14 protein-coding genes are annotated in these 12,836 nt (G+C 62.4%); 6 read left to right on the forward strand and 8 right to left on the reverse strand.

The genetic code is table 11. The features are described 5' to 3' along the window. Positions 1-184 precede the first annotated feature (184 nt). Positions 185-1,219: a GGDEF domain-containing protein gene (locus ACN8M7_RS15770; protein WP_170050457.1), complete on the reverse strand. Its 1,035-nt coding sequence runs from the start codon at positions 1,217-1,219 to the stop codon at positions 185-187. A 370-nt stretch (positions 1,220-1,589) separates the two neighbouring features. Between ACN8M7_RS15770 and ACN8M7_RS15775 the strand changes: the two genes are divergently transcribed. Continuing rightward, positions 1,590-1,925 (forward strand): YegP family protein, encoded by a 336-nt coding sequence (locus ACN8M7_RS15775; protein WP_003118434.1) that lies wholly within the window; start codon positions 1,590-1,592, stop codon positions 1,923-1,925. Between the two features lie 149 nt (positions 1,926-2,074). On the opposite strand, the gene ACN8M7_RS15780 is transcribed toward ACN8M7_RS15775, so the two are convergent. The 3 genes from ACN8M7_RS15780 to ACN8M7_RS15790 all read right to left on the reverse strand — a co-directional run bounded on the left by ACN8M7_RS15780 (position 2,075) and on the right by ACN8M7_RS15790 (position 4,917). Further along, entirely contained in the window at positions 2,075-3,280 is a 1,206-nt protein-coding gene (locus ACN8M7_RS15780) for a tyrosine-type recombinase/integrase (protein WP_262948125.1), read from the reverse strand. A 203-nt stretch (positions 3,281-3,483) separates the two neighbouring features. Continuing rightward, positions 3,484-4,011, reverse strand: coding sequence for an inorganic diphosphatase (ppa, locus tag ACN8M7_RS15785; RefSeq protein WP_061240801.1), 528 nt, complete (start codon positions 4,009-4,011; stop codon positions 3,484-3,486). Between the two features lie 78 nt (positions 4,012-4,089). Then, positions 4,090-4,917 (reverse strand): M90 family metallopeptidase, encoded by an 828-nt coding sequence (locus ACN8M7_RS15790; protein WP_490261381.1) that lies wholly within the window; start codon positions 4,915-4,917, stop codon positions 4,090-4,092. Between the two features lie 114 nt (positions 4,918-5,031). On the opposite strand from ACN8M7_RS15790, the gene ACN8M7_RS15795 reads away from it, so the two are divergent. After that, entirely contained in the window at positions 5,032-6,615 is a 1,584-nt protein-coding gene (locus tag ACN8M7_RS15795) for a serine/threonine-protein kinase (RefSeq protein WP_490261382.1), read from the forward strand. Positions 6,616-6,642: 27 nt separating this feature from the next. On the opposite strand, the gene ACN8M7_RS15800 is transcribed toward ACN8M7_RS15795, so the two are convergent. Further along, on the reverse strand, positions 6,643-7,098 hold the full coding sequence (locus ACN8M7_RS15800) for a GNAT family N-acetyltransferase (protein WP_061240804.1): 456 nt from the start codon (positions 7,096-7,098) through the stop codon (positions 6,643-6,645). Between the two features lie 247 nt (positions 7,099-7,345). Between ACN8M7_RS15800 and mpl the strand changes: the two genes are divergently transcribed. Genes mpl through ACN8M7_RS15820 form a run of 4 tightly spaced genes read left to right on the forward strand, consistent with a single transcriptional unit; the run spans position 7,346 to position 9,910 of the window. Next, positions 7,346-8,701 carry a UDP-N-acetylmuramate:L-alanyl-gamma-D-glutamyl-meso-diaminopimelate ligase gene (gene mpl, locus ACN8M7_RS15805; protein WP_490261383.1) on the forward strand — a complete coding sequence of 452 codons (1,356 nt, stop codon included), beginning with the start codon at positions 7,346-7,348 and terminating at the stop codon, positions 8,699-8,701. Continuing rightward, complete coding sequence (gene ubiX, locus ACN8M7_RS15810; protein WP_061240806.1) at positions 8,702-9,331, forward strand: flavin prenyltransferase UbiX; 630 nt, start codon at positions 8,702-8,704, stop codon at positions 9,329-9,331. Positions 9,332-9,353: 22 nt separating this feature from the next. After that, positions 9,354-9,623, forward strand: coding sequence for a DUF2845 domain-containing protein (locus ACN8M7_RS15815; RefSeq protein ID WP_394326859.1), 270 nt, complete (start codon positions 9,354-9,356; stop codon positions 9,621-9,623). Beyond that, entirely contained in the window at positions 9,620-9,910 is a 291-nt protein-coding gene (locus ACN8M7_RS15820; RefSeq protein WP_490261384.1) for a YceK/YidQ family lipoprotein, read from the forward strand. The genes ACN8M7_RS15815 and ACN8M7_RS15820 overlap by 4 nt, the downstream gene beginning before the upstream one ends. An 85-nt stretch (positions 9,911-9,995) precedes the next feature. On the opposite strand, the gene ACN8M7_RS15825 is transcribed toward ACN8M7_RS15820, so the two are convergent. The 3 genes from ACN8M7_RS15825 to ACN8M7_RS15835 all read right to left on the reverse strand — a co-directional run bounded on the left by ACN8M7_RS15825 (position 9,996) and on the right by ACN8M7_RS15835 (position 12,804). Beyond that, the gene (locus ACN8M7_RS15825; RefSeq protein WP_490261385.1) at positions 9,996-10,475 is read right to left on the reverse strand and encodes a YbaK/EbsC family protein; all 480 of its coding nucleotides are present in this window, start codon (positions 10,473-10,475) and stop codon (positions 9,996-9,998) included. Between the two features lie 161 nt (positions 10,476-10,636). Beyond that, the gene (locus ACN8M7_RS15830) at positions 10,637-11,503 is read right to left on the reverse strand and encodes an MBL fold metallo-hydrolase (protein WP_490261386.1); all 867 of its coding nucleotides are present in this window, start codon (positions 11,501-11,503) and stop codon (positions 10,637-10,639) included. Positions 11,504-11,625: 122 nt separating this feature from the next. Beyond that, positions 11,626-12,804 (reverse strand): acetyl-CoA C-acetyltransferase, encoded by a 1,179-nt coding sequence (locus ACN8M7_RS15835; RefSeq protein WP_490261387.1) that lies wholly within the window; start codon positions 12,802-12,804, stop codon positions 11,626-11,628. Between the last annotated feature and the right edge of the window lie 32 nt (positions 12,805-12,836).

Here is a 12,836-nt window from a genome sequence, read left to right on the forward strand (position 1 = left end):
TCGGGAAGCAGCGAGCTTTGGCCTCGATGCTCTCCCTGGATAAAACGCTTCATTGACGTCCCCCCGCTGATTTGAATCGATCAAATCACAGCAAGGTCGATGCCAACGTTTTTACACAGTCTGGGCCAAAAGCCGCCATCCGAAATCTACAAAAGTAGGGGCGATTCACTTTGCGAAATGTTTTCTACAACCTTTGACGCTTACGCTGCTGTTTCACCTTGTACATCTCGCGGTCTGCCAGCATGACGGCCTCGTCCGCAGTCATGCTGCCGGGCATCACCGCCACTACACCCACACTTGCTCCGGCATAGTCGATATCGCCAAGATCTTGCCCCAACCCATATCGTCCTATCGTCGCTTTAGTAAGGCGATCCTGCATTAGCTCGGCGGCATATTGCATATCGCTTGCCAGGTCCAGATGTTCGGATGGCGTGCTCACGGCGATTACGATGAACTCGTCACCACCAACACGCCCGACGGTATCGCTGGTTCTGAGGCCATGCTGCAGTTGGATGGCTACGCCACGTAGAAATTGGTCTCCTGCCTGATGGCCGTAGGTATCGTTGATGAGCTTGAAGCCATCCAGATCGACGACACCGACTAGCACGTACGTGTTCTCTCGCTGGGCCAGGGCGAACAAGCGAGCGACATCGTTGAGGATGGCGCGCCGGTTGGACAGACCGGTCAGGGGATCTGTCAGCGCCATTGTGGCCAACTCGGCGTTAGCGACCTGAAGCCGCTCAACCAGCAATTCACGTTCAAGGGAGTAGCTCAGCAACCCTGAGAGCAGCATCAGCAATGGCTCCACGTCAGGAGCGCGGGCCACCTGACCCGAGCTGGCGGCACAGACTGTACCCAGCACTCGGCCATCCAAGGATCTGATTGGCGCGCTTACATAGGTCCTGATGCCCAGAGCGGCTGCGGCCTCTGAATCACCCCAGCATTCGGTGACGTTGTCCGAGTACATGCGGTTCTCGTCCAGCGCCCGCTTGCACAGCGTATCTGCCCAGGGCACGACCAGCCCTTCAGGAATCACCATTTCACCGACGTTGCGGGCGAACTCGATACGCTGGACGCCTGCCTCGGTATCAATGGTTGTCAGGTAGGTCGATTCCATACCAGTAACCTTGCTGAGCAGAGTCAGCAAGGGCCGCGTGAGCTGCTCCAGAGTTCGGGCTTTGGGGATGGTTTCGGACAGAATAGAAAGTATTTGATCCATTTTGGCGCGCCGGCAGCGAAGGGGCAGATCGATTGTCTACCAATCAGCAGGGTAGTAAACAGTACGGACTTTCACCAAGCGACACTGTCGGCCAAAAGCAGCCGCTCGGATATCTCTGCAAAAGCTGGGCTCTTCACTCGACGAAGAAATCGAGCCGTGTTGAGATCTGTGTCTATACTTTGACTGTTCAAAAATCTGGTTTAGCTCTTGGGTTATGGTGCATTTGTCATGCAGTTCTACTGAAGCTGGAGCATCGATTTTGCCTGGCTAGCATCACACAGAAACCATATTTCTAATGGGCAAACAGTCATTTTTTGGACCGCAGCGATATCGATGGATCTCATGAAAGCCAAAAATAAGGAATAGCTATATGTCTGGGACGTTTGAAATATACAACGACAAAGCGGGTGAATTTCGTTTTCGGCTCAAAGCCAACAATGGCCAAGCAATTCTGGCCAGCGAGGGCTACAAGGATAAGTCTGGATGTCTAAATGGAGTCGAGTCAGTCAAAAAAAATGCGCCTGATGATGCACGCTACGAGCGTAAGGCCAGCGGGGCTGACAAGTTTATGTTCAACCTTAAGGCGGGTAATCACCAAGTAGTCGGGACGAGCCAGTCATATGCCTCCGAAGCCTCACGCGACAAGGGTATCGAGTCGGTGAAAAACCACGCACCCGACGCTAAGGTTGTTGAGGTGGGCAATTAATCGCTTCAGTCTGTTCAAAATCACTTGGGCATTTCGTTGAGATGGGCGGCTGAGTATTCTTAATAGCCGCTTTTCCCTGCTCGGATGTGATCGACCGCTTCTGGCCGGTTTCTGCCTGTTGTTACCGGCTGCTTTGGGCTTGCTGTGGGTCACTTCTTGCTCGTGCAGAACTTGGCCCATTCCGCCATCAGTGCCCTGCGCTTCTCCAGAAGGTCGGAGCGCGAATAGGCCGCCTCGGTCTGGTCGCGTTCATCATGGGCAAGCGCAAGCTCGCATACCTCTCGCGGGTAGTTGGTGCATTCGTTTGCCCAGTCCCGGAAGGTCGATCGAAAGCCATGTCTCGTGATGTCTGCATACCCCAGCTTGTGCAGCAGGTTGCGTATGGCGTTGCCATGCATGACACCATTCTTCCCTTGCCCAGGGAAAAGATATATTGAATGAGTCGTATTCATGATATTCAGCATCTCGACTACCGGGGGCGATAGAGGAATGACGAAAGGTTTTCGCATCTTCATGCGCTCAGCCGGCAGTGCCCAAGTGCCAGTTTCGAGGTCAAACTCAGACCATTGAGCATGTTGGATCATGTGGTAACGAGCACCGGTCAGAATCAGTAATCTCGTTGCGATGGCGTCACGTGTATCGATGTTGGCCAGGGTGGATATCAGCTTCGGAGTGTCTTTCCACTGCAGTGCTGGGAAGTGCTGGCGCTGCCTGGCCTTCTTCTTCTCTGCCTTGCTCAGCAAGTTGTCCAAGTGCCCGCGCCAGCGGGCAGGATTGTCTCCCTCGCGTAAACGCCGAGTCTTGGCTGCATCCAGTATTTGCTCGATCTGGCCCCTGATTTCATCAGCAGTCCGTGTCTTGGTTACCCAGATGGGTTGCAATGCAGCAAGCACATGCTCGGTGCTGATGATGTCAGCCGACAACTTGCCCATGGTCGGGAAAGCGTAGAGCTCCAGTTTGCGCAGCCAGCCTTTCCGCCACTTCTCAGACCAGCTGCCGCCATGTGCCTGTTGGTATTCGCGAGCGAGATCCTCGAACGTCGTGCGACGTGCTGCAGCCTGGCGTTCGGCCTCGCGCTTGGCTTCCTTTGCCGCATCGCGGGTTGCCAGTGGGTCGCTTCCGGAAGCGAGGAGCTTGCGTTGATCAGCGGCCAGCTGCCGGGCTTGGCTGAGTGTGATGGCGGGGAAGGGGCCTAGCCCCATTTCGCGGCTGCGGCCATCCAGCTTGTAACGGAAGATCCAGCTGGTGCCGCCGCTCTTGGATACCTGGAAGTACAGGCCATCGCCATCATTGGTTTTTCCTGGCGTTGCAGCCTTGGCTATCGACTCCACGGTCTTGCTGGTCAGCTTGCCCATCACTCGCTCCTACTCCAACCCACACCCCTCAACCCACACTCTGACCCACACTTTGGTTGCGGATTTTATGGATGGCTACGGGATGTCTTGGGACGGATGCTAAGCTGTAAGGCGCGTATTTACTAGTGCTGTAGGATCTTGTCGGATTTCTTCGGGCAATAAAAAAGCCGGCTTGTGGCCGGCTTTTCGGAGGAGGTCAGGGCTTATTTTTGGTAAGCCGCGACTGCCTTGTTGATCAGGCTGCGGGCATCTTCAGCGCCGCCCCAGCCTTCTACCTTGACCCACTTGCCCTTCTCGAGATCCTTGTAGTTCTCGAAGAAGTGCTTGATCTGCTCGATCAGCAGCGCGGGCAGGTCGGTGTATTCCTGAACGTCTTTGTAGAGAACGGTCAGTTTGTCGTGCGGAACCGCGACCAGCTTGGCGTCGCCGCCAGCTTCGTCGCTCATGTGCAGTACGCCGACCGGACGCGCGCGGATCACCGAACCCGGAGCAACCGGGTAAGGGGTCACGACCAGCACGTCGAGGGGGTCGCCGTCGTCAGCCAGGGTGTGCGGGATAAAACCGTAGTTGGCCGGGTAGAACATCGGCGTGGCCATGAAACGATCGACCATCAGGCAATCGGTGTCGTGGTCGATTTCGTATTTGATCGGCGCGTGGTTGGCCGGGATTTCGATGGCAACGTAGATGTCGTTCGGCAGGTCTTTACCAGCCGGGATCTTGCTGTAGCTCATGGGGGAAACTCCCAGGGAGGGCCAAAAAAGTGGGGCGTATTATAGGCGTATTCGCATGGCGTTACTACGCCAGCCGACTCAGCCATTGGTCGCGTTTTCGACCGTCTGGTAGTCGGGGTGTTGTGCCTGCAGACGCTGCAGCCTGGCCAGGGTGTCCTGGCGATAGAACAGCGATAGCTGGCGGTAGACATCGGGAAAGGCGGCCACGAGCAGATCCGGTGCGGTGAAGAAGTATTCGCTGGTGACCGCGAAGAACTCCGCCGGGTCTTCGGCGGCGTACGGGTCGATGGCGGTTTCGGCATTCGGGTTGGCGTCCAGTTCGGCGTTCAGCGCGTCATAGGCGCTTTGCATGGCCGTTGCCCAGTCCTGCACGCGCATGTCGCGATGCAGCGGCGGTAGGCCATTGGCGCTGCCGTCGAGCATGTCCAGCTTGTGCGCCAGTTCGTGGATCACCAGGTTGTAACCCTCCCAGCCGCCGCTGGACTCGACACCTGGCCAGGCAAGGATCACCGGGCCATGCTGCCAGGCCTCGCCGCTGCGGGCGTCGTCCCATTCGTGTTCGATACCGCTGGCATCGCGGTGGCGTTGTGGGCTGAGGAAGTCATCAGGGTAGAGGATGATCTCGTGAAAGCCCTGATACCAGTCCAGCTCGCCCAGGTGCAGCAGGGGGAGTTGCGCCTGTACGGCCAGCAGCAGGCGTTGGACCGGGTCGAGTTGCAGGCCGGACAGCGCCGTCAGGTGCTTGTCATGCAGGAACAGCACGGCACGCTCGCGCAGTTTTTGCTCTTCATGCTCATCGAGGCCATCGAGAATCGGCAGGCGCCGACGTACTTCGCTCCATTCGGTGGGCGCGACAGGGTTGTGTTCGAGGGTGCGACGACGGCGCCAGGCCTTGACTGACCACATGCATGCGGGCTCGTTGAGAAGGTCTGGTAAACATAAGGGCGCCAGGCTCTCGCTACAAGTCGGCATAAAGGCTGCAACGTCCCATGCAGCTTCGCTGCAGCAGGAGGGCTGAGCATGGCGCTGCAATTGTTGGAACACCCCGGAATCGGTCTGGCTTGTGCTGCTGGCCTGGACTTGCCGTACCAGGCCGCGCGGGCTCGGGCGATGTGGCTGGCCGGTCGCCAGCAACGACCTCCGTTGCTGTTGGTCATGCTGCTATGGGCGCGGCATTGCCCTGATGTGGTGCAAGCTCTGGAACTGCAACTCGATGCCCTGTTCGCTGATTTTCGCTGTACGCCGCAGGGCTGGAGCGAAACCCAGGCGGCGAGGCAGGTGCTGGCGGCCCTGAATCTGCAACTGTTTCGACGACAGCAGGGCGGGCAGCAGATCGCTGAACTGCATGCGGGCGTGCTGCTGGTCCAGGGCGATGAACTGCAGTTTCTGCAGGCGGGCAGCGTTGGCCTGGCGCGTGGGCAGAATAAACAGCTGCATGTCCTCAGCGGGCGCGAGGGCCAGGCTCTGGGCACTCAGGCCGAACTGGCGCTGGTGCAGCACAGCCTGCTGCCGAGCCATGGCGAGCACCTGTTGCTGGCGCCACAACCTTTGCTCGATGTCAGCGAACTGCGCCCGCTGTGCAGCCAGGCGCAACCGCCACTGGAGGCGCTGGTGCAGCCGCTGTTGCAGGCGCCTGGGGCGGCGGTGCTGTTGCGCGTAGGCGAGCACCAGGGACATGCGCCTGCACTGCCCAGCCCGGTACGCCCGGCCCTGGTACAGGTCGCCAGTGGTCAGCAGCTCGACGGCTGGACGCTCATGCGCGAATGCCCTTATGGGCCGCCTGGACGGATGTTTGTCGGGCGTGATGAAGGCGGACGCGAGGCCGTGCTCTGGTTCGCCGAGGTGGATGCCGATGAGGCGTTCTGGCAGCGCGAGTGGGTCTTGCGCCGCAGTCCGCAGCAGGCGCTGCCTCAAGTGTTGTCGTCGCGGCAGGCGCGCAGTCATGCCTATCTGGTGCTGGGCAAACCTCCCCGTGACATGCGCAATCTGCTCGACTGGGTGGCCGCTCGCGGTGCGCCGGATGTGCCGATGCTGCTGGCCATATTGACGCAGCTGATCGCCGCCGTGCGCGCGTTGCAGCGTCGCGGTATGCAGGGGCTCTGGTTGAATCCCAGGCAGATTCTGCTCGGTGATGACGGCCGGGTGCTGTTGCTGCCGGGGGTGGCTGCCATCCTGCCTGGCGTTGGACGTCAACCGGTGCCCGAACAGGCGGTGCCACTGGCCCCGGAACTGCGCAGCGGTCGCGCGCTGGATGGTCGTGCCGACCAGTTCGCCCTGGCGGCTCTGGTCTACTGGCTGATGTCTGGGCAATGGCCGGAGGCCGCGCGCAGCGATGTCGGCCCTGGCCATTGCTACGTCCCGCTGGCGACCTTTGCCGGGCATGTGCCGCAAGGCTGGGATGGCGTGCTCGCCCGCGCACTGGCGCCGCAACCACAGGCGCGCTTCGAGGCACTGTCGGAGTTGCAACTGGCTTTGCAGCAGCCCTTGCAGGCGCGTCGCAGTCAGGCGCTGCAGCGCGCGCCCTTGCGGCAGTCGCGCCTGGCTGCGCTGGGGCTGGTCACGCTGCCGTTGCTGCTGGTCCTTCTGCTGAGTCTTGGCGGCTGACGGGCAGCCGCCGTATCGACGTCTCGCTCAATCGGAGTTGATGGGCAGCACGTAGTTCTTGAACTGCTCATCCTCGATGAAGCCGATGGACTCGTAGACCTTCTGCGCCACCTCGTTGTCGCGGCTGGTGGCAACGCGCATGCGCACGGCGCTGGTTTCCTTGGCCATCTGCTTGGCAGTGTGCAGCAGGCGGTCGGCGACCAGTTGCCGGCGTGCCTCCTCGGCCACATAGATGTCGTTGAGGATCCACACGCGTTTGAGCGACAGCGAAGAGTAGCTGGGGTACAGCTGGCAGAAGCCGAGCAGCTTGTCTTCGTCGTCGGCCAGCGCCAGGTAGATCACCGACTCCTTGCGGCGCAGGCGCTTCTCGAGAAACTTGCGCGACGACTCGGGGTAGGGCAGTTCGTTGTAGAACTCGCGGTATTTGACGAACAGCGGGGTCAACAGGTCCAGGTGCTCCAGGGTGGCTTGGACGATGCGCATGGTGGGCCTCGGCTTCTCTCTGTAATAGGGCAGGAGTGGCGATGCAGCTGTTGTGCCAGCGGTTCATCCGATGCTGCCTCAAAGCCAGTTGAAAGTGCAATCCAAGCAAGCGTTTGATTTGATCCTGGGTGGGCAACTTGGTATTCGTGCGTCTGTCTGAACAGGGGCAGCGGTCGCCTGGCGGGCGCTGTGCTAACCTGCCGCCATCGCTTCACGCCCCGTCGTTGGGCATGTTCAGAGGTCATTCATGCACATTCACATTCTCGGCATCTGCGGCACCTTCATGGGGTCGCTGGCCGTTCTGGCCAAGGAACTCGGCCACCGCGTCACCGGTTCCGATGCCAACGTCTACCCGCCCATGAGTACCCAGCTCGAAGCTCAGGGCATCGAGTTGATGCAGGGCTTTGACCCGGCGCATCTGCAGCCGGCGCCCGACCTGGTGGTGGTGGGTAATGCCATGAGCCGCGGCAACCCGGCGGTGGAGTATGTGCTGAACAAGGGCCTGCCTTATGTGTCCGGCCCGCAGTGGTTGGCCGATCATGTGCTGCAGGGGCGCTGGGTGATGGCAGTGGCCGGCACCCATGGCAAGACCAGCAGTTCCAGCATGCTGGCCTGGGTGTTGGAGCACGCCGGCATGGCGCCGGGCTTTCTGATCGGCGGCGTGCCGCAGAACTTCGGGATTTCCGCTCGTTTGGGTGACACGCCGTTCTTCGTGGTCGAGGCCGACGAGTACGACAGCGCCTTCTTCGACAAGCGCAGCAAGTTCGTTCACTACCGCCCGCGCACGGCGATCCTCAATAATCTGGAGTTCGATCACGCGGATATCTTCCCTGATCTGGCGGCCATCGAGCGGCAGTTCCACCATCTGGTGCGCATCATCCCGAGCGAGGGCCTGGTCATCCATCCGGCCAGCGAAACGGCGTTGGCGCGGGTGATCGAAATGGGTTGCTGGACGCCTGTGCAGACCACTGGCGAAGGCGGCCAATGGCAGGCGCGCCTGCTCAGCGCCGACGGTTCGCGCTTCGAGGTGAGTTTCGACGGCAAGGTCGAGGGCGTGGTGGACTGGCAACTGACCGGCCAGCACAACGTCGCCAACGCCCTGGCCGTGCTGGCGGCGGCGCGCCATGTCGGCGTGGTGCCGGCGCTGGGCATCGAGGCGCTGGGCCTGTTCGTCAACGCCAAGCGGCGCATGGAGAAGGTCGCCGAGGTGGCTGGTGTGACCGTCTTCGACGACTTCGCCCATCACCCGACTGCCATCGCCACGACACTCGATGGCCTGCGCAAGCGCGTCGGTGACGACACCCAGATGATCGCGGTGATCGAGCCGCGCTCCAATTCGATGAAGCTCGGCGCCCACCGCGACGGCCTGGCCGAGTCTGCCGAGCAGGCCGACGCGGTGTTCTGGTACGCGCCGGCCAATCTCGGCTGGGACCTGGCTGCCACCGTGGCACAGGCGCGCAACCCGACGCGGGTGTGCGATTCGCTGGAGTCGATCATCGACGGCGTGAAGGCGCTGGCGCGACCTGGTACCCAGGTGGTGATCATGAGCAACGGCGGCTTCGGCGGCCTGCATGGCAAGCTGGCAGCAGCTCTGGAGGGATGAATGTCCGGACCTGAGAGAGTCACCCTGGCCATGACCGGCGCCTCGGGCGCGCAATACGGCCTGCGCCTGCTCGATTGCCTGGTGCAGGAAGATCGCGAGGTGCACTTCCTGATCTCCAAGGCTGCGCAACTGGTGATGGCCACCGAGACCGACGTGGCCCTGCCGGCCAAGCCGCAGTCCATGGCGCAGTTCCTCACCGAGTACACCGGCGCGGCGCCCGGGCAGATTCGCGTCTACGGCAAGGAAGACTGGATGGCCCCGGCGGCTTCCGGCTCCGGGGCGCCCACTGCCATGGTGGTGGTGCCGTGCAGCACCGGCACTTTGTCGGCCATCGCCACCGGCGCCTGTAACAACCTGATCGAGCGCGCCGCCGACGTGGCGTTGAAGGAGCGCCGCCAGCTGATTCTGGTGCCGCGTGAGGCGCCTTACTCAAGCATCCATCTGGAGAACATGCTCAAGCTGTCCAACCTGGGCGTGACCATCCTGCCGGCCTCGCCGGGCTTCTATCACCAGCCGCAGACGCTGGATGACCTGGTGGATTTCGTCGTCGCGCGCATCCTCAATTGCCTGGGCATTCCCCAGGACATGCTGCCGCGCTGGGGCGAGCATCATCTGGTGTCGGATGAGTAAGGTGTCCATTACGAGTCGTTGTTTGCTGGCAAGCGCGCTCACCTTGGCGTTGCTGCCGGCGGCCGAGGCCTCGATGCGCTGTGGTACCTCGCTGGTTTACGAGGGTGAGCTGAGTGTCGACGTGTTGCGCAAATGTGGTGAGCCCGATCAGCGCGAGGTAACGCCCCCGAGCAGTCCGCAGGGCGGCGGGGTGACGGTGGAGCGTTGGGTGTACGGGCCTCGTAATGGCGTCTATCGCTACTTGCGCTTTCTCGATGGCAAGCTGGTGGAGATAAGGGTCGAACGCGGATGAAGCGGCCCTTGGCGCTCACCTTGCTGCTGGCGCTGAACCTGACCGGTTGTGCCACCGTGCGTACTCTGGATGCGGCAAAGCCCGACGCGCCGGTGGTTTACGCCGGCACGCGACTGGACTGGTATGCGCTCAATGGTGGCTGCTGCCCGATGGACCGTTTTGGTGCCGAGGCGCCGCGGTATGCGGGGCTGGATCTGCCTGCCAGTGCACTGCTCGATACCCTGCTGCTGCCCCTTTCCCTGGCCACCGCGTTGGGGCTGAGCCTGGGTGTCAGCGGCGGGCTGTAGGCCAACGAGATACGCCACACCCGGCCCCGGATTGCATCCGGGCTACACACCTTCCGACACCACAGTGTTCCTTGCGTCGAGCTGTTCAGCAGGCTTGCGTTTCCACTTCCTGACACACGTCGATCCACTCGGCATCGACCAGTTCGGCCATGCGCTGCGGGGTAATGCGCACGGCGCTGTGGGTGGCGCCGGCCGCTGGCAGCACCTCATCGAAGGCCAACAGCGAGCGGTCGCAGTAGACGCTGAGCGGCGTGGCCAGGCCAAACGGGCAGACGCCGCCCACTGGATGGCTGGTCAACTCGATCACCGTCTGCGCATCGAGCATGCGCGCCTTGGCGCTGAAGCATTCCTTCATCTTGCGGTTGTCGATGCGGGCGTCACCGCGGGCGACGATCAGCACGTCGCGTTCGGCGATGCGAAAGGCCAGGGTCTTGGCGATCTGGCCCGGCGAAACGCCATGTGCCTCGGCAGCCAGCGCTACGGTGGCGGTACTGGACTGCAGCTCGATGATCGAAATGTCGGGCGCCTTGGCGGCGAAGAAGGCGCGTACAGAGGCCAGGCTCATGAAGCGATTCCCCCAGGGCTGTCGAGGTGCACACGACGCGGTGGCCAGTCTGCTGCTGGCCAGCAGCAGCGCCTTGCTGGCGCCAGCGTGGTCGTGAACACGGCGAAAAAACAAGCGGCCATGCTCGCGCTGCATGGCCGGCACGTCAAGGCCTGATGCTGTCAGTTCGCTAGCAGATGTGTCGTTTTCGACGCCTCATCAAGCCCATAACGACCTTTTTCATCTCGCGTTACCCGCCCCATGGCCACCTCTGGATCATGGGTGAAGACCAGTCGCCCGCCGTGTGAAAACAGGTCCGCGAGCAGTGCTTCCTTCTCCTCGATCAGGCCTTCGGGGAAGCGGTCGTAACCCATGGTGATCGGTAGATGCACCCAGGGCGCGCCGGGAATCAGGTCACCGGGAAATACCACCGGTCCGCCCGGCATGGCCACTTCCGGGAGCAGTTGGCCGGGTGTGTGGCCGTCGCTCCAGTGCAGGCGCCAGTCGGGGCCGAGCAGCTCGCAGCTGTCGGTTTCATCGATCAGCAGCAGGCGGCCGCTGTGTTCCAGCAGATCGAGCAGTTCCGGGATGTAGGAGGCGCGGTCGCGGGCATGAGGGTGGCGTGCGCGCTGCCATTGACGACGACCCGTGATGAACCGGGCGTTGGGAAACAGCAGGCGAGCGGGCTGATCCGCCTGCCAGGCGGCGAGCAGGCCGCCGGCGTGGTCGAAGTGCAGGTGGGTGAGCACCACGATATCGATGTCGGCATCGCTCAGGCCAATGGCGGCGAGGCTGTCGAGCAGCACATGGCGATCTTCCTGTACGCCGAAACGCTGCTTCAGCTCGGGGCTGAAGAAGGCGCCGATGCCCGTCTCGATGAGGATGTTGCGCTCGTCCTCCTGCACCAGCAGGGCGCGGCAGCCGAGGTCGATGCGGTTCAGCTCGTCGGCTGGCATCCAGCGCTGCCAGAGGGCCTTGGGGGCATTGCCGAACATGGCGCCGCCATCGAGTTTCTGGCTGTTGCCGGTCAGTGTGGTCAGGGTTCGCATGGGGGTTCTCTTGTTCTTTTCTGGGCTTGCAGGGTGGATCGGTGAAGCGTAATCCAGCCTGCGGCTGATGCTGGCGTGGGCCGGCTGGCACTTTCTACAGCCAGCGGCTCGTTGGTTACAGGCTAGCGTTCGATGGCCAGGGCCACGCCCTGGCCGCCGCCGATGCACAGGGTGGCGAGGCCACGGCGGGCATCGCGGCGCTGCATTTCGTGGATCAGGCTGACCAGAATGCGGCAGCCGGACGCGCCGATGGGGTGGCCAAGGGCGATGGCGCCGCCATTGACGTTGACCTTGGCGCTGTCCCAATGCAGTTCGCGGCCGACGGCGATGGCCTGGGCGGCGAAGGCTTCGTTGGCCTCGATCAGGTCGAGCTGCTCCAGACTCCAGCCGGCACGCTCCAGCGCCTTGCAGCTGGCGAACACCGGGCCGATACCCATCACCGCCGGATCGACCCCGGCGCTGGCGTGGGCGGCAATGCGCGCCAGCACCGGCAGGTTCAACTCTGCGGCTTTCTCGGCACTCATCAGCAGCACTGCGGCGGCGCCGTCGTTGAGGGTCGAGGCGTTGCCGGCGGTCACCGTACCGTCGCTCTTGAATGCCGGGCGCAACTTGCCGAGGCTGTCCAGGCTGGCGTCGGCGCGCGGCTGTTCGTCACGTTCGACGATCACTGCTTCGGCGCCACGGCGGGGCACCGTGACCGGGACGATCTCATCGCTGAAGCGTCCGGCGAGAATGGCCGCCTGCGCGCGTTGCTGCGAGCGCAGGGCAAAGGCGTCCTGTTCGGCGCGGCTGATGCCGTATTGCTCGGCCAGGTTCTCGGCGGTGATGCCCATGTGGTAGTTGTTGAAGGCGTCCCACAGGCCGTCCTGGATCATGGTGTCGACCAGCTGTGTGTGGCCCATGCGCAGGCCAGTGCGGGCACCGGGCATGACGTAGGGCGCCAGGCTCATGTTTTCCTGGCCGCCGGCGATGATGATTTCGGCGTCGCCACCGCGAATGGCCTGGGCGCCGAGGATCACCGCCTTGAGGCCGGAGCCGCAGACCTTGTTCAGGGTCATGGCCGGCACCGTGTGCGGCAGGCTGGCGAGCAGGGCGCTCTGCCGCGCCGGGTTCTGTCCGCTGCCGGCGGTGAGCACCTGGCCGAGGATGACCTCGTCCACCTGGGCCTCGTCCACGCCGCTGCGAGCCAGCAGTTCGCGTATCACTAGCGCGCCCAGCTCCGGTGCCGGGATGCGGCTCAGTGATCCCTGGAAGCTGCCGATGGCGGTACGGCAGGCGGCGACTATCACGACTTCACGCATAACTAATCCTCGCCGCTATCCGGCGCAATCTG

Source organism: Pseudomonas spartinae (assembly GCF_965197125.1).
GTDB lineage: Bacteria > Pseudomonadota > Gammaproteobacteria > Pseudomonadales > Pseudomonadaceae > Aquipseudomonas > Aquipseudomonas composti_A.

Coding starts and splice junctions, on each gene's coding strand:
- ACN8M7_RS15770 (WP_170050457.1), bottom strand. CDS start 1,219: ATGGATCAAATACTTTCTATTCTGTCCGAAACCATCCCCAAAGCCCGA.
- ACN8M7_RS15775 (WP_003118434.1), top strand. CDS start 1,590: ATGTCTGGGACGTTTGAAATATACAACGACAAAGCGGGTGAATTTCGT.
- ACN8M7_RS15780 (WP_262948125.1), bottom strand. CDS start 3,280: ATGGGCAAGCTGACCAGCAAGACCGTGGAGTCGATAGCCAAGGCTGCA.
- ppa (WP_061240801.1), bottom strand. CDS start 4,011: ATGAGCTACAGCAAGATCCCGGCTGGTAAAGACCTGCCGAACGACATC.
- ACN8M7_RS15790 (WP_490261381.1), bottom strand. CDS start 4,917: ATGTGGTCAGTCAAGGCCTGGCGCCGTCGTCGCACCCTCGAACACAAC.
- ACN8M7_RS15795 (WP_490261382.1), top strand. CDS start 5,032: ATGGCGCTGCAATTGTTGGAACACCCCGGAATCGGTCTGGCTTGTGCT.
- ACN8M7_RS15800 (WP_061240804.1), bottom strand. CDS start 7,098: ATGCGCATCGTCCAAGCCACCCTGGAGCACCTGGACCTGTTGACCCCG.
- mpl (WP_490261383.1), top strand. CDS start 7,346: ATGCACATTCACATTCTCGGCATCTGCGGCACCTTCATGGGGTCGCTG.
- ubiX (WP_061240806.1), top strand. CDS start 8,702: ATGTCCGGACCTGAGAGAGTCACCCTGGCCATGACCGGCGCCTCGGGC.
- ACN8M7_RS15820 (WP_490261384.1), top strand. CDS start 9,620: ATGAAGCGGCCCTTGGCGCTCACCTTGCTGCTGGCGCTGAACCTGACC.
- ACN8M7_RS15825 (WP_490261385.1), bottom strand. CDS start 10,475: ATGAGCCTGGCCTCTGTACGCGCCTTCTTCGCCGCCAAGGCGCCCGAC.
- ACN8M7_RS15830 (WP_490261386.1), bottom strand. CDS start 11,503: ATGCGAACCCTGACCACACTGACCGGCAACAGCCAGAAACTCGATGGC.
- ACN8M7_RS15835 (WP_490261387.1), bottom strand. CDS start 12,804: ATGCGTGAAGTCGTGATAGTCGCCGCCTGCCGTACCGCCATCGGCAGC.